Here is a 22,169-nt window from a genome sequence, read left to right on the forward strand (position 1 = left end):
AGAGCTGAGACGTGCTGCAGACAATCAAAAGCAAGTTGCCCGCCGGCGGGCTGAGACCCGATCCGCGCATCACCCTCGCCGGCATGGCGGTGGTGGCCGCGGCGCTGGCCGTGGCGGTGGTGTTCTACCTCTGGCGCGACAACGGTTCGTTCCGCGCGCTGCACGGCGCCGGCGAGTCGTTCCCCGCCGCCGAGGTGATGCAGGTGCTCGACGCCGAGGCACTGCAATACCGCATCCATCCGCAGAGCGGGCAGATTCTGGTGCGCGAGGACCAGCTGGCGCAGGCGCGCATGCTGCTGTCGGCCAAGGGCGTGAAGGTCAGCCAGCCGGCCGGCTACGAACTGTTCGATCAGGAAGAGCCGCTGGGCACCAGCCAGTTCGTCCAGGACGTGCGCCTCAAGCGCAGCCTGGAAGGCGAGCTGGCGCGCACGGTGATGGCGCTCAAGGGCGTGCAGCATGCGCGCGTGCATCTGGCGCAGGAGGAGAACAGCTCCTTCGTGATCAGCAAGCGGGCGCCGACCAAGGCCTCGGTGATGCTGCAGCTGGACGCCGGCTACAAGCTCACCAGCGATCAGGTCGGCGCCATCGTCAACCTGGTGGCCAACAGCGTGCCCAACCTCGAGCCGGAAGATGTCGGCGTAGTTGACCAATACGGCGCGCTGCTGTCGCGCGGGCTCAACGTCGGCGGCGGCCCGGCGCAGAACTGGCGCGCGGTGGAGGACTATCAGCAGCAGGCGGTGGCCAACATCGAGCAGGTGCTGGCGCCCGTGCTGGGCAGCGGCAACTACCGCATCAGCGTGGCGGCGGACATCGACTTCAGCCAGAAGGAAGAAACCCTCCAGACTTTCGGCGATGCGCCGCGTCTGCGCCGTGAGGTGCTGAGCAACGAGAGCGCGCTGGACCAATTGGCCCTCGGCGTGCCCGGTTCGCTGAGCAACCGCCCGGTCGGCCCGCCGCAAGAAGGCGAAGAGCCGCCGGCGCCGGACAAGCAGACCAAGGGCGCCACTTCGCTGCGCGAGGAATCCACCCGGCAGCTCGACTATGACCAGAGCGTGATCCATGTGAAGCACGCCGGCTTCGCCCTGCGCCAGCAGAGCGTGGCGGTGGTGCTCAACGCCGCCGCCGCACCGGAAGGCGGCTGGAACGAGGCGGCGCGCGCCGAGCTGGAAGCCATGGTGCGCAGCGCGGTGGGCTTCCAGCAGGCGCGTGGCGACCTGCTGACCCTCAGCGTGCTGCCCTTCGCGGCGGTGGAGAATCCTGCCGAAACACTGCCCTGGTGGGAGAACAGCCAGGTGCATGCGCTGGCCAAGCTCGGCGTAGCCGGTCTGATCGCGCTGCTGTTGCTGCTGATCGTGGTTCGCCCGGCGGTGCGCAACCTGACCCAGCGCAGCGGCGCAGCGCTGCCGGCGGCGGCGGAACCGCTGGAAGGCACGCTGGCCCCGGCTGGTGTGGCCGCCGCACTGGAAAGCGAGGCGCGGCCGGCGCTGGTCAGTCCGCGCCAAACCGACGGCCCGCACATCTTCGGCGAACTCAACCCGCTCTCGGAAATCCGTCTGCCGGCGCCGGGCTCGGGCCTGGAATTGCAGATCGAGCATCTGCAGATGCTGGCCAAGAACGATCCCGAGCGCGTCTCGGAAGTCATCAAGCATTGGATAGGGCGCAATGAAAGAGACCTCAACCCAGCCGGCTGATCAGGACACCGCGTCCGCCAAGGAGATCAAGGCGCGCCCGGTGCAGCTGCGTTCGGTCAGTTCGCTGGAGCAGGCGGCGATCCTCATGCTGAGCATGGGTGACGAGATTTCCGCGGGCATCCTGCGCAACTTCTCCCGCGAGGAGATCATCAGCATCAGCCAGGCGATGGCGCGACTGTCCAACGTCAAGCAGCCGATGGTGTCCGACGTGATCAGCCGCTTCTTCGACGACTACAAGGAGCAGAGCAGCATCAAGGGCGCCTCGCGCAGCTACCTGGCCGGCATGCTCGGCAAGGCGCTCGGCGGCGACATCACCCGCTCGCTGCTCGACTCGATCTATGGCGAGGAAATCCGCGCCAAGATGGCCAAGATGGAGTGGCTCGATCCCAAGCAGTTCGCCGCGCTGATCGCCAAGGAGCACGCGCAGATGCAGGCGGTGTTCCTCGCCTTCCTGCCGCCGGGCATGGCCACCGAGGTGCTCGAGTGCATGCCGGCCGAGCGCCAGGACGAACTGCTCTATCGCATCGCCAATCTCTCGGAGGTCAACAGCGACGTGATCGCCGAGCTGGAGCAGCTGATCGACCGCAGCCTCAAGGTGCTCAGCACCCAGGGCTCGCAGGTGCGCGGGGTGAAGCAGGCGGCGGACATCATGAACCGCTTCAAGGGCAACCGCGACCAGATGTTCGAGCTGCTGCGCGCGCACAACGAGGAGCTGGTGAGCAAGATCGAGGATGAGATGTACGACTTCTTCATCCTCTCGCGGCAGAACCAGGACGTGCTGCAGACCTTGCTCGAGGTGATTCCGCTGGACGAGTGGGTGGTCGCGCTGAAGGGTGCCGAGCCGGCGCTGGTGCGGGCGATCCAGGGTGCCATGCCCAAGCGCCAGGCGCAGCAGATGGAATCGATCAACCGCCGCCAGGGCCCGGTACCGCTGTCGCGCGTCGAGCAGGTGCGCAAGGACATCATGGCGGTGGTCCGCGAGATGTCCGCCGATGGCGAGCTGCAAGTGCAGCTGTTCCGCGAACAAACGGTGGAATGAGATGACGGTCAAGGTGGTCAAGGGCGCAGGCCGCAGCTGGCGGCCGTTCCGGTTCCCGCCGCGGGTCAAGACCCCGGCGCAGCTCGCCGAAGGCCTGGCCGGCGATCCGGCGGCGCTGCAACGGGCGGTCGCCGACGGTTTTCAGGAAGGCATCGACAAGGGCTACCGCGAGGGCCTCGAGCAGGGCCGCGAGGCCGGTCACCGCGAGGGCTTCGAGCGCGGCGTCGAGGATGGCCGCAGCATCGGCCGCGAAGAGGGGCGCCAGCAGGGGCGTCAGGCCTTCGAGGCTGCCGCGCGGCCGCTGGAGCGGCTGATCGAGACGTTCGAGCACTTCCAGCGTGCGTACCAGCAGGCGCGGCGCGAGGAACTGCTGGAGTTGGTGCAGAAGGTCGCCAAGCAGGTGATCCGCTGCGAGCTGACCCTGCATCCCACCCAGCTGCTGACCCTCGCCGACGAAGCGCTGAATGCCATGCCCGGCGATCAGGACGACGTGCGCATTCACCTCAACCCGGAGGAGTGCGCGCGCATCCGCGAGCTGGCGCCGGAGCGCGCCGCCGCCTGGCGTCTGGTGCCGGATGAGAAGCTGGCGCTTGGCGAGTGTCGCGTGCTGACCGCCCAGGCCGAAGCCGATATCGGCTGCCAGCAGCGCCTGGATTCATGCATGGACACCCTCGCCGAACACATGCGGGACTCGGCCTGAGATGTCCCTGCGCGAGAGCTTCCGGCTCGACGAGGCGCTGCGCTCGCTGGACAAGGTGCAGCTGGCCAAGGTCAGCGGACGCCTGGTGCGCGTCTCCGGCATGCTGCTGGAAAGCCTCGGCTGTCAGCGCATGACCGGCCAGCGCTGCTATGTCGAGCTGGCCGACGGCGCCATGCTGGAAGCGCAGGTGGTGGGCTTCAACCGCGATATCACCTACCTGATGCCGTTCAAGAAACCGATGGGCCTGAGTGCCGGCTCGCGGGTGTTCCCAGCACCGGACGAGGCGATGCTGCAGATCGATGAATCCTGGCTCGGGCGCGTGGTCAACGGCCTCGGCGAACCGCTGGATGAGCTCGGCAAGCTCGGCGGGCGCGATCCGCTGCCGACCGAGCTGCCCTCGGTCAATCCGCTCAAGCGCCGCCCGGTGGAGGCGCCGCTGGATGTCGGCGTGCGCGCGATCAATGCCCTGCTGACACTCGGCAAGGGCCAGCGCGTCGGCCTGTTCGCCGGCTCCGGCGTCGGCAAGAGCGTGCTGCTGGGCATGATCACCCGGCAGACCAAGGCCGATGTGGTGGTGGTCGGGCTGATCGGCGAGCGCGGCCGCGAGGTGCAGGAGTTCATCCTGCATTCACTGGGCGAAGAAGGCCTGAAGAAGGCCGTGGTGGTGGTCGCGCCGGCCAACGAATCGCCGCTGATGCGCCTCAAGGCCACCGAGCTGTGCCACAGCATCGCCGCCTATTTCCGCGACCAGGGGCATGACGTGCTGCTGCTGGTCGACTCGCTGACCCGCTACGCCATGGCCCAGCGCGAGATCGCCCTGGCCCTCGGCGAACCGCCGGCGACCAAGGGCTATCCGCCGTCGGTGTTCGGCATGCTGCCGGAGCTGGTGGAAAGCGCCGGCAACGGCGCCAGCGACAACGGCAGCCTCAGCGCGATCTACACCGTGCTCGCCGAGGGCGACGACCAGCAGGACCCGATCGTCGACTGCGCGCGGGCGATTCTCGATGGCCACATCGTGCTGTCGCGGCGCCTGGCCGAGGCCGGGCACTACCCGGCGATCGACGTCGGCGCCTCGGTCAGCCGCTGCATGAGCCAGGTTGGCCAACCGGCGCATCTGGGCGCGGCGCGTCAGCTCAAGGAGCTCTACAGCACCTTCGAGAAGATCCGCGAACTGATTCCGCTGGGTGGCTACACCCCGGGCATGGACCCCAAGACCGATCGCGCGGTACAGCTGGCGCCGACCATCGAACGCTTCCTGCGTCAGGAGGTGGGCGAGGCCGCCGAACTGGAGCCGAGCATCGCCACGTTGCAGAACATCATCGGGAAGCCGCGATGAAACAGCAGATCGAAACGCTGTCGCGCCTGGCCAGCCTGCGCGGCAACCGCGTGCGGCAGATGCTCGGCCAGGTGCAGTACCAGCAGAATCTCTGCCAGCGCTATCGCAACAACATCACCGGCCTGAGCCGCCTGTGCGGCTTCAGCGTGCCGATGAACACGCCGCTGCAGCGCGACAACCAGCAGCGCTACAAGACCACGCTGTACAAGATGGTCGAGCTGCAGCGCCGCGAACTGGCGGTGGCCGAGCAGGCGCTGGCGCGCATTCAGAGCGAGCTGCTGCAGGCCATGCGCAGCGAGAAGGTGGTGGCGCAGGTGATCGACAACAAGATGCAGCAATGGCAACAGCAGCTCGCGCAACAGGAGCAGAAGATCCAGGACGGGCTGGCGGCGCAGGCCTGGTGGCGCAACCAGGCGGGATGAGCGACTGCCGCGCTGGCGGCGGCTGTGTGAAAATCGCGTTTAAGTTTTGCGCCAGGGCGGTCGCCTGATTGGCTGTAACCACCGAGTTGGAAAGAAATCATGGAAATCAGCCGGCACTTCAAGCCCGCCCTCAGCGTCCCCGGCGAAACCGCCACGGCCCTCCAGGCGGCACCCGCGCCCGTCGCGCAGCCTGCGGCCCGCCAGGCCGAGAGCCTGCCGCTGGAGCAGATGCACGAAGCCCTGCGCGCCATGCCGGAGGTCGATCTGGAGCGCGTCGCCGCACTCAAGCAGGCCCTGCAGCGCGGTGAGCTGTCCAGCGACCCGGCCGAGCTGGCTAGCAGCATGCTCGCCTACCATCGCGGGAACGATGCGTGAGCCAGCGTGACAAGCTGCTACAGGTCGTCGACAACGATCTGCAGCAGGACTGTGGCGATTACCTCGCCCTGCGCGATCTGATGCAGGCGCTCTACAGCTTCCTGCTCGAACGCGACAGCGTCGAGATCGAGCGGATCAATCGCCAGATCAGTCGCCACGTCGACAACCTCCGCGGACGTGCTCAGCGCCGCAGCAAGATACTCGCCGCCTTCCGCCTGAGCGACGATGGCGCCGGCATGCAGCGCCTGCTGGAAAGCTATCCCGAAGTCCGCCGCGCGGTGCTGCAGCAGTTCTGGCAGCAGCTCGGCCGGCTGGCGACCGAGTGTCAGCAGCTCAACGAGCGCAACGGCAAGCTGCTGGCGATGCACCACGAAATCCTCGAGCAGCTGCTCGCCACCCAGCAGCCGACCCACCTGTACAGCCCGCAGGCGTACTGAGCGCCGCCGCCCCCGCCTGAATCCATCACGTCGCCAGCGCCAGCGCGGCGGCCGTGATTGCGCCGCGCTTAAGTAACCCCCTTCCCGCGCCGCCCTTGCAAAGAGAAGTTCCGTCGTCGATGCGGGCGGAAACGGCGTTTCCCCGTTTCCGCATCCACTGCCCGGGCGGAAGCGTTTTTTCTGCATGAGCCAAGCGAAAGTCGTTGTAAATCAACGTCTTGAGACTTGGCACTCAATTTGCTCAATAGATTTGAGGAAGGTGATCGGCAATGGCGATGGATTCGGATTACGTAAAGCAGATGTCGACGCAGTTGGCCAACTACGAGGTTCAGTCCTCGCTGGACCGGCTCAACCGCAACGAATCGAACTACAAGACGCAGCGTGACGCGCTGAGCCAGTTGCGCACCTCGCTGACCACGTTCAAGTCGGCGCTGACCAAGCTCAACAGCAGCACCTCGAGCATGCTGGTCAACAGTGCGACCTACAGCCAGGACGGCTACGCCACGGCCACCGTCGGCACCACCGCGCAGCCCGGCAGCTACCAGTTCTACGTCGAGCAGCTGGCCAGCAAACAGCAGGTCGCAGTGCAGGGCCTGACCGATGGCAGCCTCAGCGGCACCCTGACCCTGAATGCGCAGACCTTCGACCTGAGCGGCTACGCCACGCTCGACGACGCCGCCAAGGCCATCAACGACGCCGGCCTCGGCGTGCAGGCGACGCTGGTACGCAGCAACGGTCAGGTCAATCTGGTGCTCACCAGCGAAGAGAGCGGCGCGGCCAACGCCTTCACCTTCGGCCTGACCGGCGGCGCCACCAGCACCACGCTGTCCACCGCGCAGGATGCGCGCATCCGCATGGGCGGCAGCTTCGGCAGCGGCGGCATCGAGCTGACCAGCGCCAGCAATACCTTCGACAACGTCATCGACGGCGTCAGCCTCACCGTCAGCAAGGTGCACAGCGCCAGCGACGCCGCGCTGACCTTGACCGTCGGCCAGGACAAATCGGCGACCAAGGCCCAGGCGCAGAGCTTCATCGATGCCTTCAACACCCTGATGGGCAGCCTCGACAGCCTCACCGCCAGCGGCAGCGAGAGCAGCGCGCGCGGCCCGCTGGCCGGCGACGCCAGCGTGCGCTCCATCGAAGGCCGCTTGAACGCCCTGCTGCGGACCGATTTCGGCGGCGTCAGCCTGATCGACTTCGGCATCAGCTCCGACCGCAACGGCAAGCTGACCATCGACGCCACCCGCTTCGAGGCCGCCGTCGCCGCCAAGCCGGAAGCCTTCGAGGCGCTGTTCACCGGCAAGGACCAGATGCTCGACAGCATCGACAAGACCGTCGCCAGCTACACCAGCAGCGCCAACGGCATGCTGAAGAACCGCATGGACACGCTGGATCTGAACCTGCGCCGCATCGACGACCAGTTCGACAAGCTGCAGCAGCGCTACGACAGCTACTACTCCCGCTACCTCAAGCAGTTCACCACGATGATGCAGACCATGCAGTCGATGGAACAGACCTCAGGAATGTTCGGATGACCTATCTCCCCAACGACAGTTACGACAGCTACCGCGCGGTGGACCTGGAGGCCCGTGCGGCTGCCGCGTCCCCCTACGAGCTGGTGCTGGTGCTGATGGACGGCTTGCTCGACGAGCTGGCCCGCGCCCGTGGCCACATCGAGCACAAGCGCTACCAGCAGAAGGGCGCGTCGCTGGAAAAATGCATGAACATCCTCAACGGCCTCAACGGCGCGCTCGACGAAGAGAACGGCGGCGAGGTGGTGCAGGGTCTGGCGCGGCTCTATGAGTACTGCATCTACCGCCTCTCCGATGTCAGCGTGACGCTGTCGCTGGAACGGCTGGATGAAGTGACCAATCTGCTCAGCATCCTGCGCGAAGGCTGGGAGGGTGTCAGTGCCGCTCGCAAGTGATGCCCAGCGTCTGCAGCAGCTGCACGCGCAACTGGATCAGGCTCTGCAGCGCGGCGACTGGCAGGTGATTGCCACGGTGGACGGCGCCATCGCCCAGTGCCTGCGCGCGTTGGCCGAGATCGGCCAGCCTGACCCGGCGACCATTGTCGCTCGCGCAGCGCTCAAGCAGCTGCACGACCAGGCGCGGGTCGCCTGTGCCGAGGAGTGCGAACGCCTGCGCCAGCTGCTGGTGAACCATCTGGAGTACGCCGAAGGGCTGGCGGCCTATCAGCGCGTCGAGCTGTTCCACACCGGAGAGGCGCGATGATCCAGTCGATGTCCGCCCCGCAGGCGCCCGGCCATCTGGCGCCGCGTGCTGCGCAGCCAATCGGCGCCACCGCAGCGGCCGCAGCACCGGTGCTTGATGCCCAGGCGGCAGCTGACGGACAGCCTGGCTTCGGCGCGCAGATGGCACGCGCCGCCGATGCCGAGCAGTTGCCGGCGGTGGAGCTGCCGGCATTACCGTTCGGCGCCCTGCCGGTGGCACCGACGGATGAAGCCACGTCAGGGCTGCCCGCGCGCGAAGCCACTCCCGCCACCGAGGAAAATCCGCCGGAACTGACCGCCGAGCAATGGCTGCTGGGCATGCTCGGGCAGCAGCAGACGCAGGTGCAGGCGCGCGACGCTGGCCAACCGGCGGCGCCGGTGGCGCCCGCTGCCATTGCCTTGGTCGCCACGGCGGCACCGACCCTGACCACGGCCGAACCGCTGCCGGTACCAGCCGTAACGCTGCCGCCGGCCGCGCCACCGGTACGGAGCGTGACGGACGCTGCGCCGGCCCTCGCCGAAACGCGTCTGCCGCCGTCGCGCGCGGGTGCCGAGCCGATGCTCGCGACATCCGCTGCGCCGCTCGTAGACGCTGGCACCGAGGTGGCGCAACGGATGGCCGACCCGGTCGATGCGCTGCTCGGCGTCGATGATGCCGGCGCGCGCGGTGAGTCGAGCGCCGCCGCCAGCGAGCGTCCGGCGCTGTCGCCGCTGCTCGGCGGCGAACGCCTGCTCAAGCTGCACACGCCGCAGGCACGTTGGGGCGAGCAGATGCTGCAGGCGCTGCGCGATAACGTCGAGCTGCAGCTGCAGCAGAAGATCCAGAGCGCCACCATCCGCCTCGATCCGCCGGAGCTGGGCGCGCTGGAGATCCACCTCAGCCACGAGTCTGGCCGCTTGCATGTCCAGCTGACCGCCGCGCACGCCGATGTTGCCCGCCTGCTGCAGCAGACCAGCGACCGCCTGCGCCAGGAGCTGGTGGGACAGAACTTCGTGCAGGTTAACGTACAGGTCGGCGCGGACGCTCAGGGCCAGCAGGGCCGCGGCCAGCCGCGTGCGCCACTGGCCGAGGACCAGCCGCTGCCGGCGGCCAATGCGCAGCAGCCGGCCTCGCAGACGTGCGGCCGCGAGCGGGCCGCCGATGTGCTGGTCACCGTATGACCGACTCAACCGTAACTTTCCGATTGTGAGTGCTTTATGAAGACGTCCCGTCTGGTGTTGCTGATGCTGCTGCTCAACGTGCTGACCCTCGCCGCCGGCGTGGGCATCAGCTACTGGCTGTTCAAGCCAGCCGCGGGCGCGCTGGCGTCGACCGAGGCGTCGGTGCCTGAGCCGGCCGAGCCGGTGGCCTATGAGTTCTTCCCGGTGCCGAAGGTGATCGTCAGCGTGCGGGACGAAGGACGCGAGCATTACTTCGTGCTCGACCTGGCGTTGCAGGCCGAAGCCAGCGAGGACGAGCCGGTCAACTTCGCCCAGGTCGAACCGCTGGTGCGCAATTCGGTGGTCGCCTACCTCTCCGGCCTGCCGTTCGCCGAGTTGCGCGGGCTGCAGATCGGCGAGCTGCAGGTGCGCCTGGAGAATGCGCTGTTCGCCGATTTCGCCAGCAAGAACGCCGCGGTGCCGTTCAAGCACGTGCTGGTCAACAAGCTGATCGTGCAGTAAGGCCCCGCCATGAGCGCCACCTGTCCCGTCGATCACTACAGCGTTGCGCCGAGCGCTCCGGTGCTGTTCGCCCCGGGGGCCGAGCAGCGCTGGCTGATGCAGTACCTGCCGCTGGTCAAGCGCATCGTCCGGCAGCTGTCGCTGCAGGCCAATCAGGTGCTCGACCGCGAGGACATGGAGCAGATCGGCATGATGGGTCTGCTCGAGGGACTGCGTCGCTACGGCGAGCCGGACGAGCAGTTCGGGCGCTTCGCCGCGCTGCGCATTCGCGGGGCGATTCTCGACGAGTTGCGCCGGCAGGACTGGCGGCCGCGTCAGGTGCGCCAGCAGGCGCACAAGGTTCGCGATGCCATCCGCGAGCTGGGGCGCCAACTGGGGCATCCGCCGACGGAGGAGGAGATCAAGGCCTTCACCGGTCTCGAGGACAAGGACTATCAGGACTTCCTCTGGGCCGACTCGTCCGAGGCCATCGAGAGCCTCGACGCGCTGCTGCAGAGCGGTCACGAGCATTTTCCCGACGCTGCCGAGCTGTTCGAGGAGCGTCTGCTGAAGGAACGGCTGCTGGAACAGGCACTGAGCCAGCTGGACGAGCGCGAGCGCCTGGTGCTCACGCTCTATTACCAGCATGAGCTGAGCCTGAAGGAAATCGCCCTGGTGCTGGAAGTCAGCGACGCCAGGGTCTGTCAGCTGAGCAAGCAAGCGATCGGCAAGGCCTGTCGCTTCCTAACCGAGAGAAACTAGAGACGTCATGCAGAAAGTAATAGGTGCGTTGATCATCATCGGTTGTGTGCTGGGCGGCTATGCCATGGCCAACGGCGACATGCGAGTGCTCTGGCAGCCGGCGGAAGTGGTGATCATCCTCGGTGCCGCCATCGGCAGCCTGGTGGTGGGCAATCCCAAGGAAGTGCTGGTGGAGATGCTCTCGCAGATGCGTGGCGTGTTCATCTACGAGCGCCGCGGCGAGGAATTCCAGCGTCAGCTGCTGATGCTGCTCTACGAGCTGCTGGAAATGGTCGACGTCGGCGGCCTCAAGGTGCTCGATTCGCACATCGAGGAACCGGAAGAGAGCGACCTGTTTGCGCGCTATCCGCTGATCCTCAAGGAAAGGAACCTGATGGCCTTCATCGCCGACAACTTCCGGCTGATGGCCATGGGCAAGATCAGCGCCCACGAGCTGGAGGGCTTCCTCGAGCAGGAACTGGAGGCCATGGAAAACGCCCTGCTGCAGCCGTCGCGCTCGCTGTTCAAGATCGGCGAGGCTATGCCGGGCTTCGGCATCCTCGCGGCGATCATGGGCATCATCATCACCATGGGCAGCATCGGCGGCAGCGTCGCCGAGATCGGCTCGCATGTCGCCGCGGCGCTGGTCGGCACCTTCCTCGGTATCTTCTTCTGCTACTGCCTGATGGAGCCGCTGTCCAACGCCATGGGCCAGCGGGTCAAGACCGAGCTGTCGGCGCTTGAATGCGTGCGCACCACGCTGGTGGCGCATCTGGCCGGCAAGCCGACGCTGCTGGCGGTCGATGCCGGACGGAAGCTGATCGAGCAGGACGTCAAACCCGCCTTCCGCCAACTCGAGGTCTGGGTCAACCAGTACGAGGAAGAAAGGGACGCGGCATGAAGAGCCGAGGCAAGGGCAAGGGCGGCGAAGAGCGCGAAATCATCGTCCGGCGCCGCAGCAAGAAGGGCCACGGCGACGAGCATGGCGGCGCCTGGAAGGTGGCATTCGCCGACTTCACCCTGGCGATGATGGCGCTGTTCATGGTGCTGTGGATCATCCAGCCGCAGATGCAGATGAACAACCCGTCCTACGGCGAGCAGGAGAGCAATCCGCTGGTGGACGGTGGCGCCGGCATCTTCGACGGCACCAGCCGTTCGCCGCTGGAGCTGGACGGCGTGCCGATCCGCGCGCCGCAGGCCGAGCCCGCGCCTGCGAGCAAGCCGCAGGATGCCGCGGAAGGCAGCCGCCACTACGGTTCCACCGCCGAGTTGCAGCAGCTCGCCGAGCTGATGAAGAACGTCGCCAGCGAGGTTGATGCGCTCGCCAACATCGAGGTCGACGTGGTGCCGCAGGGGCTGCGCATCCTGATCAAGGACGACCAGCAGCGCTTCATGTTCCAGCGTGGCAGCGCGATCCTCGATCCGCACTTCCGCAAGCTGCTCGACGTACTCGCCGGGGTGCTGGCCAAGGTGGAGAACAAGCTGATCATCAGCGGCCATACCGATGCCACGCCGTATCGCCAGCAGAGCGGTTACGACAACTGGAACCTCTCCGGCGATCGCGCCCTGCGCGCACGCAACGCGCTGGTGGCGTCCGGCCTGCCGGAGCGTGCGGTGCTGCAGGTGACTGCCCAGGCTGACGTCATGCCGTTGCACCCGCAGGACCCGCTCAACGGTGCCAATCGGCGGGTGGAAATCCTCCTGCTGACCGATTCGGCGGAAGCGCTGTACAAGGAACTGTTCGGCGACAGCTATGGGCGGGTGAATTTCTCGGAAAGCGGCGCGCGGTTCAGCGAGCCGGCCGACAAGGTGCTGTGATTCGCTGCCGGCAATGGCCGGCAGCTGCTTCAGAGTCGGGCGCTGGCGTGATCGGCGCAGTAGACCTGCTGGGTTTCCACGCCATACAGGCAGGCGCCGACCTTCTCAAGGGTGATGCGCGCACCTTTGTGCTTGCCGTAGAACAGGTTGAACACCAGTTCGTCGTCGAGCTGGCTGTGCGCTTCGAATCCGCTGATCTGCCCTTCTTCGACCACCAGGCGCGGCTGACCCAGCAGGTCGGTTTCGATCCGCCCTGACGCCTCGACGACGGCCGGAGCGTTGCGGGTCATCGCGTAGAAACGCCCGCCATTGAAGACCAGGCTCTGGGTGACCTTTACCACCTCACCATTGCTCAGCAGCACCTGGCCGGCCGAACTGTAGCGGCCCTCCAGACGTGGCGCGAGGCTGCTGGTAGCGCCCATCGCCACCAGTGCCCAGAGCGCCAGCGTCGCCGGCACCATCACCTGCAGCAGGCGTGTGCCGATGACGCCGGTTCTGTTACGCGTATTCATTGAAGACATCCTTGCAGCTGTTGTGCGGGAATCTCGTTCAGTCGACTTTTGTGCACTTTCAGCCAGTTGGTCTGACCGTTCGCATGCACACAGCGAATTTCATAGAAGCCAGGGGACATGTTGACGATCAGTTGCGTGGGCCTGACGTTCATCGCGGCGATCGCGTCCACCACTTTGCGCGTATCCCTGACCAGCGCATCCAGCAGACGCTGGCTCTTGTCGACGTACAGAACTTCCAGCACGCCAATACCTACCCGGTGGGTGAACAGTCCCTTCGGGGTCAGCAGGATGCGATAACCCAGCACGGCGACCGCGATCGCCAGCAGCAGCGCCGTACCGGCCAACAGGGGCGATAAGCCCGAGCGAGGCCGATGTAACGGGGCTGCCGGTGCACAGGCGGCGTCTGTCGGCTGCCCGGTTTCGGCCGGTTTGGCCGTGGCTACCGGATGGGCTGCCAGAAAATGCGGATTGAACAGATAGCCGCGTCGCGGCAGGGTCTGGATGATCTGGTTGCCCGAATCGAACAGCAGCTGACGCAGGGTGTAGATCTGCTGGTTCAAACTGCCTTGGCCAACCACTCGGTTCTCCCAGGCATGGCGCAACAGCTCTTCGCGGGAAACCACTTCTCCCGGCGTCTGCAGCAAGCGCTCCAGCACGCGGCTGCCGGAAAAGCCCAGATCGATTTTCTCGGCGCGGTCAGGATGATGCTGGACCAACTGGTACAGCGCGCTGTCGAAGCGGGCCGTACAGGCTTCGCGCCCTGTTTTCAGTAACGGACAGGCAGTGGCATCGGTGGCCGAATGGGTCAGAGATGGAGTCATGATGCCTGGTCGGCGAGCTGTGATTGAGATCAATAAATTGATGCGAACAGATCGGCAGTATATTGGCGCCGTTTTTTTGAATGCACAAGCGTCAATAGTGGCATTTTGCTTTTGGTTAGTGATATCACGGTGATATCATAGATCTCCAAATAGCAGTCGAATTTGAGCCTCGAAGTGTCTGGAGGCCCCGCTATTACTGGTTTTGCATCTATGGCGTATGAGTTCGGCTGCGCCGCAACGAGGCACCAGCCATTAGTCGGATGGACAGCTATTCATCCGGCGGAAACGAAAACGCCCCGAGAATTCGGGGCGTTTTCGTTTGATCAGGCAATCGGCCAGCGAACTGACCGATCCGGCACAGGCTATTAGCCCAGCAGGCCCATGACCATACCCGGCATCTGGCCGGCTTGCTTGAGCATCGAGATGCCGGACTGCATCAGCATGCTGTTCTTGCTCATGTTGGCGCTTTCGATGGCGAAGTCGGCATCCATGATGCGGCCTTTGGCCATTTCGGTGTTGTCCTTCATGTTCGCCAGGTTGTTGCTGGTGTGGTTCAGGCGGTTGATGGTGGCACCGAACTGCGCACGCAGGGAGCCGATATCGTCCAGAGCGGTGGCCAGGGTGTCGATCATGGTGTTGGCGCCGGCTTCGGTGGCGATTTCAGTGCCTGCGGTGCCCGGAGTGGTGTAGTTGCTCGACAGGCCGTCCAGGGTGGTACCCAGTGCAGCGGAAGCAGTGGTGACGTCCAGTTCCAGTTTTTCGGCAGTGGTTGCACCGATCTGGAAGTTGACGGCAGCGGCGCCGAACTTGCCGGTAGCACCGTCCAGACCGAACAGCTTCTCGCCAGCGTAGCTGGTGTTGGTCATGATGTTGGCCAGTTCTTTGCCCAGCTCGTCGTATTCGGCCTGCAGCGCATCGCGATCAGCCTGGGCGTTGGTGCCGTTGGCGGATTGGGTAGCCAGATCCTTCATGCGCTGAACGATGTCAGTCATCTCGTTGAAGGCGCCTTCAGCGGTCTGCAGCATCGAGGTGGCGTCGCCGGTGTTGCGGATGGCAACAGCCATGCCGCGGCTCTGGGCGTTCAGGCGAGTGGCAATTTGCAGGCCGGCGGCGTCGTCGGCAGCAGAGTTCACGCGCAGGCCAGTGCCCAGGCGCTGCTGGTTGGTCGACAGAGCGTTGTTGAATTTGGTCAGGCTGGTCTGGGTGGTCAGCGAGGAGTAGTTCGTGTGAATGGACAGGGCCATGATGAATCCTTCGTGCTAAGTGGGCTGTAGGAGCTGGCTTGACTGCCTGCTGAAAGGACAAGGCGACAGCCGATAGCGAAGGATTAAATTCTGGCGCCAAATTTTTTTGCTGCTGGTTCTGCTTGATGCGCACCACCGCCACCGCCACCGCCACCGCCACCGCCACCGCCATCGCCGCGATGCGCGGCGGTGCATTCGATAAAGCCGCCTATTAAAAGGTGCTGGTCACCACCCCTTCTTCCAGCACCTGTGCATCGATCACCTTGCCACTGCGCACGTTGCGCACGCGGATCACCTCGCCGGTGCGGCCGTCGCCCATTGCTTCGCCGGCAGTGGAGGCTTCGATGCCCTCGTGGCTGGCGACGATCTTCACCGGCTCGCCGCGCTTGACCGCCAGCGGCTGGGCGAGCAGTGCGGGAGTCAGCGTCTGGCCGGCGCGGATACGCCGTTTGGCTGCCTTGCCGACGACCTCGTCGAGCCGGTTGAAGTAGCCGCGCGGCGCCTTGCCGATGTTGATCCGCTGCAGCCGGAGGTCATCGCGGGTGATCAGCTGGCCGCGTTCGATGATTCCCAGCGCATGCACCGCCGGCAGGAACACGTTGGCCTGGCTGGTGGCACTGACAGACCAGCCGTCGCCGGCCGGGCAGCGGATCTCCAGGCGCTGGCGCTCCAGCAGCGACACGGCCTCGCCACTCGCGCGCAGCTGCAGCGGCAGGCTGCAGGCCGGCAGTTGTGTCGTATTGCCCGGCAGGCTGGTGGCGTGGTTGAACGTCATGCCCTGCCAGCCACGCCGGGCGGCTTCGCGCTGCAAGCCCTCGCGCAGGAACTGCTCGATCGCCTGCTCGATCTGCCGCGGCGCGTTCGCCGGCACCGCGCCGTCGTCTGGCTGCGCCTGCACGGCCGCGTGGATCAGGCAGAGGGCGAGCAGGGCGGAAGCGACCTTTCCGCCTGGCCGGCGCCCGCCGCGCCCATGCGGAAGCGAGCGGGTGGTCCGGGCGTCGCGGTCTTCTGAAATGCCTATATAAAACAATGAGTTAATTACCGTATTGGGGGCGGCACGATTCCTGCAATCCATGCCCGACCAGCGGCGCGGACGGTTGTCCGCCCACTCATGCTTCAAGGGTATCGGCGAATGAGTATACGGTTTGAAGAGGTGACCGGCGTCCACGAACGCGCCCTCGAGCTGCGCATGCAGCGCAGCGAAATCCTGGCGGCCAACTTGGCCAACGAGGACACCCCCGGCTTCCAGGCGCGCGACATCGATTTCCGCAAGGAGATGCAGCGCCTGCAGGACAGCGAAACACCGCGCCTGAGCATTGCCGGTAGCGATCCGCGCCTGCAGTACCGCGTGCCGACGCAGGCCTCGCAGGACGGCAACACCGTCGAGCTGTCGGTCGAGCAGGCGCAATTCTCGCGCAATTCCATGGATTTCCAGACCAGCCTGACCTTCCTGACCATGAAATTCCGTGGCCTGAAGCAGGCCATCGAGGGCCGCTGATGTCGTTCGATTCCATCTACCGCATTGCCGGCTCGGCGATGAACGCCCAGACCGTGCGGCTGAATACCGTGGCCAGCAACCTGGCGAACACCGATTCGGCGGCCAGCAGCGCTGCGGATACCTACCAGGCGCGCAAACCGATGTTCGCCGCGGTGTACGAGAACAACTCGCTGACCCGCGGTGTCGGCCTCGGCGGCGCCCACGTGCAGGTGCTCGACGTGGTCACCTCCGGCGCCGACCCCAAGCGTCGCTACGAGCCGGGCAACCCGCTGGCCGACAACGAAGGCTACGTCTACTACCCCGATATCAACGAGATCGAAGAGATGACCGACATGATGTCGGCCACGCGCAGCTTCGAGACCGGTGTCGAGGTGCTCAACCGCGTGAAAAGCATGCAGCAGAGCCTGCTGCGTCTGGGAGAAGTCTGATGAGTAGCGTCAACTCCGCGCTGGACAGCAGCCTGGCCGGCAACACCATCGAGCAGGTCAAGCGCGCCGTCAACATCAGCGACGCCACCACCATGGAGAACAACTTCATCAGCCTGATGGTCGCGCAGATCAAGTATCAGGACCCGACCAAGCCGGTCGACAGCACCGAGTTCCTCAACCAGTTCTCGGCCATGTCCCAGGTCAAGAGCATGGAGAACATGGCCAGCCTGGCGCAGAACAACCTGGTGCTGATGGACAACCTGCAGACCCTCACCGCCTCCGGGCTGGTCGGCCAGCAGGTCAGCGTCGCGGTCGAAACGCTGGAGCTGGATGGCACGGTCGTCAGCGGCCAGTTCAGCCTGGAGCACGCGTCCAATCGCACCTCGCTGGTGCTGACCGATTCCAACGGCGTGCAGACCGCCGTCGAGCTGGGCGCCCGCTCGGCCGGCGCGGTGCCGTTCCAGATCGATCCGGCCAGCCTCGGCCTGCCCGCGGGGCGCTACAGCGTGGTGATCGAGTCGGACAACGGCGAGTACCCGCAGGCGGAGGTCGCCGGACGGGTCGACAACGTGCGCGTCAGTGCCGAAGGGCCGGTGCTGCAGGTTCAGGGCGTCGGTTCGGTGCCGTTCTACAACATCCTCGAGTTCGGTCAGGGCGCCGCCAGCGCCTGATGGCGCCGCGTGCCGCCCGAACCTCCCTTCAGCAGAGACGAGACGCAACCATGAGTTTCAACATCGCCCTGACCGGCCTCTCCGCCGTCAACGAACAGCTCAACACCATCGGCAACAACATCGCCAACTCCGGCACCGTCGGCTTCAAGTCCTCGCGCACCGACTTCGGCAGCCTCTACGCCGAAACCCAGGCGATGGGCGTGGAAGTGATCGGCACCACCCAGAGCATCAGCCAGGGCGGCGCGCTGACCACCACCAACCGCACCCTCGACCTGGCCATTTCCGGCGGCGGCTTCTTCGTCACCCGCGCCAGCAACGGCGACGTCGCCTACACCCGCGCCGGCATCTTCGGTACCGACAAGGACAGCTACATCACCAACAGCCTCGGCCAGCGCCTGCAGGGCTATCCGGCCGACGCCACCGGCAACCTGCAGACCGGTACCGTCAGCGACCTGCAGCTGCGCTCCGGCGGCCTGCCGGCACGCGCCACCGACGCGCTGAGCTTCGTCGCCAACCTCGACGCCAACGGCGAGGTGCCGGCGGTGGCCTTCGACCCGCTGGTGGCCGACAGCTACAACTCCACCTACACCACCAAGCTGTTCGACTCGCAGGGCAAGGAACACACCCTGACCCAGTACTTCGTCAAGACCGCCGACAACAACTGGGATGCCCACTACTACATCGACGGCGCCTCGCTGGGTGCCGCGCAGCCGCTGAGCTTCGACAGCGCCGGCGTGCTCGCCGCGCCGATTGGCACCGTCACCCTGAATGCCGCGCTGACCGGCGGCGTTGCGCCGCTGGCGATCGACCTCGACTACACCGGCAGCAGCCAGTACGGCTCGGAATTCAGCGTCACCAGCAACCGCGCCACCGGCTATGCCGCGGGCGAGCAGACCGGCATGGCGGTGGAGAAGGACGGCCGTGTCTACGCCAGCTACTCCAACGGCGAGCGCCTGCTGCAGGGTCAGGTGGTGCTGGCCAGCTTCGTCAACGCCGAGGGCCTGAAGAACATCTCCGGCACCGCCTGGAACGAAACCGCCGCCTCCGGCGCGGCGATGCTCGGCGCGCCGGGTGTTGGCCAGTACGGCACGCTGGCCTCCGGCGCGCTGGAAAGCTCCAACGTCGACCTCACCCAGCAGCTGGTGGGCCTGATGGAAGGCCAGCGTAACTACCAGGCCAACACCCAGGTCATTTCCACCAACAAGGAACTGACCCAGGTTCTGTTCAACGCACTCTGAGGCTGACCGATGGACCGTCTGGGATACACCGCGATGACCGCCGCCAGCCGCACGATGCTGTCGCTGCAGGTGCGCTCGAACAACCTGGCCAACGTCAACACGCCCGGCTTTCGCGCCGATCTGGAGCGTGCCCAGGCGGTGGCCGTCGAGGGCTATGGCTACGACAGCCGGCACATGGCGGTGGTCGAGAACAACGGCGTCAGCCTGGCCGCCGGGCCGCTGATGGCCACCGGCCGCGAGCTGGATTTCGCCGTCAAGGGCAGCGGCCTGATCGTCCTGCAGGACGGCGAGGGCGAGGCCTACACCCGTCAGGGCAGCCTGCAGATCGATGCCGAAGGTCGCCTGACCCTCAACGGCCGTGCCGTGCTCGGCGAGGGCGGCGCCATCGTGCTGCCCGAGCATGACCGTGTGGAGATCGGCAACGACGGCACCGTGTCGATCATGGCGCCCGGCGACTGGGTGATGGCCGAGGTCGACCGCATTCGCCTGGTCGACGTGCCGCCGGCCAACCTGACCAAGAACGCCGCCGGCCTGCTGGTGACCCGCGACGGCCAGCCCGCCGCACCCAGCGAAGACGTGCGTCTGGCCAGCGGCTTTCTCGAGGCGAGCAACGTCTCGGCGATCGACGAACTGGCCTCGACCATGAGCCTGAACCGCCTGTTCGAAACCCAGGTAAAGATGATGAAAGCCGCCGAGGACCTCTCCGACGCTGGCAACCGAATGATCCGCGGCAGCTGATCGGGAGATAACGCATGAATTCCGCCCTTTGGGTCAGCAAGACCGGCCTGGCCGCCCAGGACATGGCCATGACGACCGTGGCCAACAACCTGGCCAACGTCAACACCAACGGTTTCAAGAGCGACCGCGCGGTCTTCGAGGACCTGTTCTACAGCATCGAGAAGCAGCCCGGCGCGCAGGCCGACGAGATCAACACCGTGCCGTCGGGCATCCAGCTGGGCAGCGGCGTGCGCGTCGCCGGCACGCAGAAGGTGTTCACCGAAGGCAGCATCCAGACCACCGGCCAGCCGATGGACCTGGCGATCGTCGGCCGCGGCTTCTTCCAGGTCGAGGCGCCCAACGGCGACATCCTCTACACCGAGAATGGCCAGTTCCAGCTCAACGCCGAGGGCATGATGGTCAACGCCCAGGGCCTGCCGCTGAACCCGGCGATCGAAGTGCCGCAGGGCAGCACCGGCTTCAGCGTCGGCGCCGACGGCATCGTCACCGCAGTGCTGCCGGGCGACACCCTGCCGTCGGAGCTGGGCCAGATCACCCTGGTCAACTTCACCAACCCGGGCGGCCTGGAAGCGCTGGGCGGCAACCTCTACCGCGAAACCGTCGCCAGCGGCGAGCCGGTCGAAGGCGTGCCGGGCGAGGAAGGCCTCGGCCAGCTCAAGCAGGGCGTGCTGGAAGGCTCCAACGTGCAGGTGGTCGAGGCGATGGTGACGATGATCGCCATCCAGCGCGCCTACGAGGCCAACGCCAAGGTGCTCGACGCCGCCTCCGGCATGCAGCAGTTCCTCAACCAGACCGTTTGAGCCCGATGATGCGTACGCCGATCCTGCTCGCCCTGCTGCTGTTCCTCAGCGGCTGCGCCAGCTTCAACGAGTTGCTGCCGGACGAGGACTCCAGCGAGTACGAGCCGCTGGAGCTGGACTACAGCCTGCCGCCGACCACCAGCGGCGGCCTGTTCCGCTCCGGCTACGGCGGCTCGCTGATCAGCGACCGGCGCGCGGTGCGGGTCGGCGACATCCTCACCGTGGTGCTGGACGAATCCACGCAGTCGAGCAAGAGCGCCGGTACCAGCTTCGGCAAGGAGTCGAGCGTCGGCATCGGCATCCCCACCGTGCTCGGCAAGCGCTACCCGGATGTCGAGAGCTCGGCAAGCGGCGAGCGCGAGTTCAACGGCTCGGCCAAGAGTTCGCAGCAGAACACCCTGCGAGGCTCGATCGCCGTCACCGTGCACCGCGTGCTGCCCAACGGCACCTTGCTGGTCAAGGGCGAGAAGAACCTCAAGCTGAACCAGGGCGACGAGTACATCCGCCTGACCGGCCTGGTGCGCATGGACGACATCAACCGCTTCAACCAGGTGTCCTCGCAGAACGTCGCCAACGCGCGGATTTCCTACGCCGGACGCGGCGTGCTCAACGACAGCAACTCGGCCGGCTGGCTGACGCGCTTCTTCTCCAGCCCGCTGTTCCCCCTCTAAGTGGAAAGATTCCCGATGCGAGTGAAGCTGTTTCTTGCCGTCGTCGCGCTGTGCTGGCAACTGCCGGCGCAGGCGGTGCCGCTGATGGATCTGGTGGATATCGAAGGCATCCGCGGCAACCAGCTGATCGGCTACGGCCTGGTGGTCGGCCTGGACGGTACCGGTGACAAGAACCAGGTGAAGTTCACCAGTCAGTCGGTAGCCAACATGATCAAGCAGTTCGGCGTGAACCTGCCGCCGAACGTCGACCCGAAGCTGAAGAACGTCGCCGCGGTGACCGTCACCGCCATGCTGCCGCCGTCCTACAGTCCGGGGCAGAGCATCGACGTCACGGTGTCGTCGTTGGGCGACGCCAAGAGCCTGCGCGGCGGTCAGCTGCTGATGACCCCGCTGCAGGGCGTCGACGGCGAGGTCTACGCCGTCGCCCAGGGCGCGCTGGTGGTCGGCGGGGTGAATGCCGAGGGCGCCAGCGGCTCGAAGGTGGCGATCAACACCTCCAACAGCGGGCTGATCCCCAATGGCGCCACGGTGGAGCGGATGATCCCTACCGATTTCACCGAGCGTGCGCAGGTGCTGCTCAACCTCCGCCAGCCGAGCTTCCAGACCGTCAGCCGGGTGGTCGACGCGGTCGACGCGCTGTTCGGCAAGGGCACCGCCACCGCGCTGAATGCCACCAAGGTGGCGCTGCGTGCGCCGGTGTCGAGCAACCAGCGCATGAGTTTCATGGCCATGCTCGAACGCCTCGAGGTCGAAGAAGGCCGCGTGCGGCCGAAGGTGGTGTTCAACAGCCGTACCGGCACCGTGGTGGTCGGCGAGGGCGTGCGCGTCAAGGCCGCCGCGGTGGCCCACGGTACGTTGACGGTGACCATCAGCGAGCGCCCGCAGGTCAGCCAGCCGGGGCCGTTCTCCCAGGGCGAGACGGCGGTGGTGCCGCAGTCGGACGTCGCCGTCGAGCAGGACCGCAAGGCTATGTTCAAGTGGCCCGAAGGCGCCAGCCTGGAAAGCATCATCAGCACCATCAACAGCCTGGGCGCCACGCCGGACGACGTGATGAGCATCCTGCAATCACTGGAGCGCGCCGGTGCGCTGAATGCCGAACTGATCGTGATCTGAAC

At 66.0% G+C, this 22,169-nt stretch carries 27 protein-coding genes; 23 read left to right on the forward strand and 4 right to left on the reverse strand.

Annotated features, from left to right (window positions below; genetic code table 11):
- Positions 1 to 11: 11 nt before the first annotated feature.
- The 15 genes from fliF to AC0ZJQ_RS00570 all read left to right on the forward strand — a co-directional run bounded on the left by fliF (position 12) and on the right by AC0ZJQ_RS00570 (position 12,433).
- Positions 12 to 1,691, forward strand: coding sequence for a flagellar basal-body MS-ring/collar protein FliF (gene fliF, locus AC0ZJQ_RS00500; protein WP_178091688.1), 1,680 nt, complete (start codon positions 12 to 14; stop codon positions 1,689 to 1,691).
- Complete coding sequence (locus tag AC0ZJQ_RS00505; protein ID WP_008567502.1) at positions 1,663 to 2,730, forward strand: FliG C-terminal domain-containing protein; 1,068 nt, start codon at positions 1,663 to 1,665, stop codon at positions 2,728 to 2,730. The genes fliF and AC0ZJQ_RS00505 overlap by 29 nt, the downstream gene beginning before the upstream one ends.
- A 1-nt stretch (position 2,731) precedes the next feature.
- Positions 2,732 to 3,430, forward strand: coding sequence for a flagellar assembly protein FliH (fliH, locus tag AC0ZJQ_RS00510; protein WP_008567503.1), 699 nt, complete (start codon positions 2,732 to 2,734; stop codon positions 3,428 to 3,430).
- 1 nt (position 3,431) lies between these two features.
- A complete protein-coding gene (gene fliI, locus AC0ZJQ_RS00515; RefSeq protein WP_264591935.1) occupies positions 3,432 to 4,766 on the forward strand; it encodes a flagellar protein export ATPase FliI in 1,335 nt (444 codons plus the stop codon).
- Positions 4,763 to 5,188, forward strand: coding sequence for a flagellar FliJ family protein (locus AC0ZJQ_RS00520; RefSeq protein WP_155551319.1), 426 nt, complete (start codon positions 4,763 to 4,765; stop codon positions 5,186 to 5,188). Before fliI ends, AC0ZJQ_RS00520 begins: the two co-directional genes overlap by 4 nt.
- 99 nt (positions 5,189 to 5,287) lie before the next feature.
- Positions 5,288 to 5,563 (forward strand): flagellar biosynthesis anti-sigma factor FlgM, encoded by a 276-nt coding sequence (gene flgM, locus AC0ZJQ_RS00525; protein WP_476477181.1) that lies wholly within the window; start codon positions 5,288 to 5,290, stop codon positions 5,561 to 5,563.
- Positions 5,560 to 6,000: a flagella synthesis protein FlgN gene (locus AC0ZJQ_RS00530; protein WP_178091687.1), complete on the forward strand. Its 441-nt coding sequence runs from the start codon at positions 5,560 to 5,562 to the stop codon at positions 5,998 to 6,000. The genes flgM and AC0ZJQ_RS00530 overlap by 4 nt, the downstream gene beginning before the upstream one ends.
- 269 nt (positions 6,001 to 6,269) lie before the next feature.
- Positions 6,270 to 7,535, forward strand: coding sequence for a flagellar filament capping protein FliD (fliD, locus tag AC0ZJQ_RS00535; RefSeq protein ID WP_314019952.1), 1,266 nt, complete (start codon positions 6,270 to 6,272; stop codon positions 7,533 to 7,535).
- A complete protein-coding gene (fliS, locus tag AC0ZJQ_RS00540; RefSeq protein WP_476477182.1) occupies positions 7,532 to 7,927 on the forward strand; it encodes a flagellar export chaperone FliS in 396 nt (131 codons plus the stop codon). Before fliD ends, fliS begins: the two co-directional genes overlap by 4 nt.
- Positions 7,911 to 8,234, forward strand: a complete 324-nt coding sequence (locus tag AC0ZJQ_RS00545) for a hypothetical protein (protein ID WP_476477183.1) — start codon at positions 7,911 to 7,913, stop codon at positions 8,232 to 8,234. The genes fliS and AC0ZJQ_RS00545 overlap by 17 nt, the downstream gene beginning before the upstream one ends.
- Positions 8,231 to 9,394 carry a flagellar hook-length control protein FliK gene (locus AC0ZJQ_RS00550; RefSeq protein WP_476477184.1) on the forward strand — a complete coding sequence of 388 codons (1,164 nt, stop codon included), beginning with the start codon at positions 8,231 to 8,233 and terminating at the stop codon, positions 9,392 to 9,394. Before AC0ZJQ_RS00545 ends, AC0ZJQ_RS00550 begins: the two co-directional genes overlap by 4 nt.
- Before the next feature lie 36 nt (positions 9,395 to 9,430).
- Positions 9,431 to 9,895: a flagellar basal body-associated FliL family protein gene (locus AC0ZJQ_RS00555; protein ID WP_165594175.1), complete on the forward strand. Its 465-nt coding sequence runs from the start codon at positions 9,431 to 9,433 to the stop codon at positions 9,893 to 9,895.
- 9 nt (positions 9,896 to 9,904) lie between these two features.
- Positions 9,905 to 10,636 carry a FliA/WhiG family RNA polymerase sigma factor gene (locus AC0ZJQ_RS00560; RefSeq protein ID WP_008567518.1) on the forward strand — a complete coding sequence of 244 codons (732 nt, stop codon included), beginning with the start codon at positions 9,905 to 9,907 and terminating at the stop codon, positions 10,634 to 10,636.
- A gap of 7 nt (positions 10,637 to 10,643) precedes the next feature.
- Positions 10,644 to 11,516: a flagellar motor stator protein MotA gene (gene motA, locus AC0ZJQ_RS00565; protein WP_476477185.1), complete on the forward strand. Its 873-nt coding sequence runs from the start codon at positions 10,644 to 10,646 to the stop codon at positions 11,514 to 11,516.
- Positions 11,513 to 12,433 (forward strand): OmpA family protein, encoded by a 921-nt coding sequence (locus AC0ZJQ_RS00570; RefSeq protein WP_476477186.1) that lies wholly within the window; start codon positions 11,513 to 11,515, stop codon positions 12,431 to 12,433. Before motA ends, AC0ZJQ_RS00570 begins: the two co-directional genes overlap by 4 nt.
- 29 nt (positions 12,434 to 12,462) lie before the next feature.
- Here AC0ZJQ_RS00570 and AC0ZJQ_RS00575 read toward each other — a convergent pair whose 3' ends face one another.
- From AC0ZJQ_RS00575 to flgA, 4 genes are all read right to left on the reverse strand, one after another.
- Positions 12,463 to 12,945 carry a hypothetical protein gene (locus AC0ZJQ_RS00575; RefSeq protein ID WP_476477187.1) on the reverse strand — a complete coding sequence of 161 codons (483 nt, stop codon included), beginning with the start codon at positions 12,943 to 12,945 and terminating at the stop codon, positions 12,463 to 12,465.
- Positions 12,942 to 13,799: a winged helix-turn-helix domain-containing protein gene (locus AC0ZJQ_RS00580; RefSeq protein WP_476477188.1), complete on the reverse strand. Its 858-nt coding sequence runs from the start codon at positions 13,797 to 13,799 to the stop codon at positions 12,942 to 12,944. Before AC0ZJQ_RS00580 ends, AC0ZJQ_RS00575 begins: the two co-directional genes overlap by 4 nt.
- Before the next feature lie 332 nt (positions 13,800 to 14,131).
- Positions 14,132 to 15,010, reverse strand: coding sequence for a lateral flagellin LafA (gene lafA / locus AC0ZJQ_RS00585; protein ID WP_155551312.1), 879 nt, complete (start codon positions 15,008 to 15,010; stop codon positions 14,132 to 14,134).
- Between the two features lie 211 nt (positions 15,011 to 15,221).
- Entirely contained in the window at positions 15,222 to 15,908 is a 687-nt protein-coding gene (gene flgA, locus AC0ZJQ_RS00590) for a flagellar basal body P-ring formation chaperone FlgA (protein WP_370518364.1), read from the reverse strand.
- Positions 15,909 to 16,142: 234 nt separating this feature from the next.
- Here flgA and flgB point away from each other — a divergent pair, with 234 nt between their 5' ends.
- The 8 genes from flgB to AC0ZJQ_RS00630 are packed head-to-tail and all read left to right on the forward strand — an operon-like array spanning position 16,143 to position 22,167.
- Positions 16,143 to 16,508 carry a flagellar basal body rod protein FlgB gene (gene flgB, locus AC0ZJQ_RS00595; RefSeq protein WP_155551310.1) on the forward strand — a complete coding sequence of 122 codons (366 nt, stop codon included), beginning with the start codon at positions 16,143 to 16,145 and terminating at the stop codon, positions 16,506 to 16,508.
- A complete protein-coding gene (flgC, locus tag AC0ZJQ_RS00600) occupies positions 16,508 to 16,936 on the forward strand; it encodes a flagellar basal body rod protein FlgC (protein WP_155551309.1) in 429 nt (142 codons plus the stop codon). Before flgB ends, flgC begins: the two co-directional genes overlap by 1 nt.
- On the forward strand, positions 16,936 to 17,607 hold the full coding sequence (locus AC0ZJQ_RS00605) for a flagellar hook capping FlgD N-terminal domain-containing protein (RefSeq protein ID WP_476477189.1): 672 nt from the start codon (positions 16,936 to 16,938) through the stop codon (positions 17,605 to 17,607). Before flgC ends, AC0ZJQ_RS00605 begins: the two co-directional genes overlap by 1 nt.
- 50 nt (positions 17,608 to 17,657) lie before the next feature.
- Entirely contained in the window at positions 17,658 to 18,845 is a 1,188-nt protein-coding gene (flgE, locus tag AC0ZJQ_RS00610; RefSeq protein WP_008567529.1) for a flagellar hook protein FlgE, read from the forward strand.
- A gap of 9 nt (positions 18,846 to 18,854) precedes the next feature.
- Positions 18,855 to 19,583 (forward strand): flagellar basal body rod protein FlgF, encoded by a 729-nt coding sequence (locus AC0ZJQ_RS00615; protein WP_476477190.1) that lies wholly within the window; start codon positions 18,855 to 18,857, stop codon positions 19,581 to 19,583.
- A 14-nt stretch (positions 19,584 to 19,597) separates the two neighbouring features.
- Positions 19,598 to 20,383, forward strand: a complete 786-nt coding sequence (gene flgG, locus AC0ZJQ_RS00620) for a flagellar basal-body rod protein FlgG (protein WP_476477191.1) — start codon at positions 19,598 to 19,600, stop codon at positions 20,381 to 20,383.
- An 8-nt stretch (positions 20,384 to 20,391) separates the two neighbouring features.
- Positions 20,392 to 21,054, forward strand: coding sequence for a flagellar basal body L-ring protein FlgH (gene flgH / locus AC0ZJQ_RS00625; protein WP_476477192.1), 663 nt, complete (start codon positions 20,392 to 20,394; stop codon positions 21,052 to 21,054).
- A 15-nt stretch (positions 21,055 to 21,069) separates the two neighbouring features.
- Positions 21,070 to 22,167, forward strand: a complete 1,098-nt coding sequence (locus tag AC0ZJQ_RS00630; protein ID WP_008567534.1) for a flagellar basal body P-ring protein FlgI — start codon at positions 21,070 to 21,072, stop codon at positions 22,165 to 22,167.
- Positions 22,168 to 22,169 lie beyond the last annotated feature (2 nt).

The sequence above is a fragment of the Stutzerimonas sp. 21-1 genome (genome assembly GCF_056336065.1).

Coding starts and splice junctions, on each gene's coding strand:
- AC0ZJQ_RS00605 (WP_476477189.1), top strand. CDS start 16,936: ATGAGTAGCGTCAACTCCGCGCTGGACAGCAGCCTGGCCGGCAACACC.
- fliI (WP_264591935.1), top strand. CDS start 3,432: ATGTCCCTGCGCGAGAGCTTCCGGCTCGACGAGGCGCTGCGCTCGCTG.
- motA (WP_476477185.1), top strand. CDS start 10,644: ATGCAGAAAGTAATAGGTGCGTTGATCATCATCGGTTGTGTGCTGGGC.
- AC0ZJQ_RS00555 (WP_165594175.1), top strand. CDS start 9,431: ATGAAGACGTCCCGTCTGGTGTTGCTGATGCTGCTGCTCAACGTGCTG.
- flgC (WP_155551309.1), top strand. CDS start 16,508: ATGTCGTTCGATTCCATCTACCGCATTGCCGGCTCGGCGATGAACGCC.
- fliD (WP_314019952.1), top strand. CDS start 6,270: ATGGCGATGGATTCGGATTACGTAAAGCAGATGTCGACGCAGTTGGCC.
- AC0ZJQ_RS00630 (WP_008567534.1), top strand. CDS start 21,070: ATGCGAGTGAAGCTGTTTCTTGCCGTCGTCGCGCTGTGCTGGCAACTG.
- flgB (WP_155551310.1), top strand. CDS start 16,143: ATGAGTATACGGTTTGAAGAGGTGACCGGCGTCCACGAACGCGCCCTC.
- AC0ZJQ_RS00570 (WP_476477186.1), top strand. CDS start 11,513: ATGAAGAGCCGAGGCAAGGGCAAGGGCGGCGAAGAGCGCGAAATCATC.
- flgG (WP_476477191.1), top strand. CDS start 19,598: ATGAATTCCGCCCTTTGGGTCAGCAAGACCGGCCTGGCCGCCCAGGAC.
- fliS (WP_476477182.1), top strand. CDS start 7,532: ATGACCTATCTCCCCAACGACAGTTACGACAGCTACCGCGCGGTGGAC.
- flgE (WP_008567529.1), top strand. CDS start 17,658: ATGAGTTTCAACATCGCCCTGACCGGCCTCTCCGCCGTCAACGAACAG.
- fliH (WP_008567503.1), top strand. CDS start 2,732: ATGACGGTCAAGGTGGTCAAGGGCGCAGGCCGCAGCTGGCGGCCGTTC.
- AC0ZJQ_RS00615 (WP_476477190.1), top strand. CDS start 18,855: ATGGACCGTCTGGGATACACCGCGATGACCGCCGCCAGCCGCACGATG.
- flgH (WP_476477192.1), top strand. CDS start 20,392: ATGCGTACGCCGATCCTGCTCGCCCTGCTGCTGTTCCTCAGCGGCTGC.
- AC0ZJQ_RS00505 (WP_008567502.1), top strand. CDS start 1,663: ATGAAAGAGACCTCAACCCAGCCGGCTGATCAGGACACCGCGTCCGCC.
- AC0ZJQ_RS00575 (WP_476477187.1), bottom strand. CDS start 12,945: ATGAATACGCGTAACAGAACCGGCGTCATCGGCACACGCCTGCTGCAG.
- lafA (WP_155551312.1), bottom strand. CDS start 15,010: ATGGCCCTGTCCATTCACACGAACTACTCCTCGCTGACCACCCAGACC.
- flgM (WP_476477181.1), top strand. CDS start 5,288: ATGGAAATCAGCCGGCACTTCAAGCCCGCCCTCAGCGTCCCCGGCGAA.
- AC0ZJQ_RS00520 (WP_155551319.1), top strand. CDS start 4,763: ATGAAACAGCAGATCGAAACGCTGTCGCGCCTGGCCAGCCTGCGCGGC.
- AC0ZJQ_RS00560 (WP_008567518.1), top strand. CDS start 9,905: ATGAGCGCCACCTGTCCCGTCGATCACTACAGCGTTGCGCCGAGCGCT.
- AC0ZJQ_RS00550 (WP_476477184.1), top strand. CDS start 8,231: ATGATCCAGTCGATGTCCGCCCCGCAGGCGCCCGGCCATCTGGCGCCG.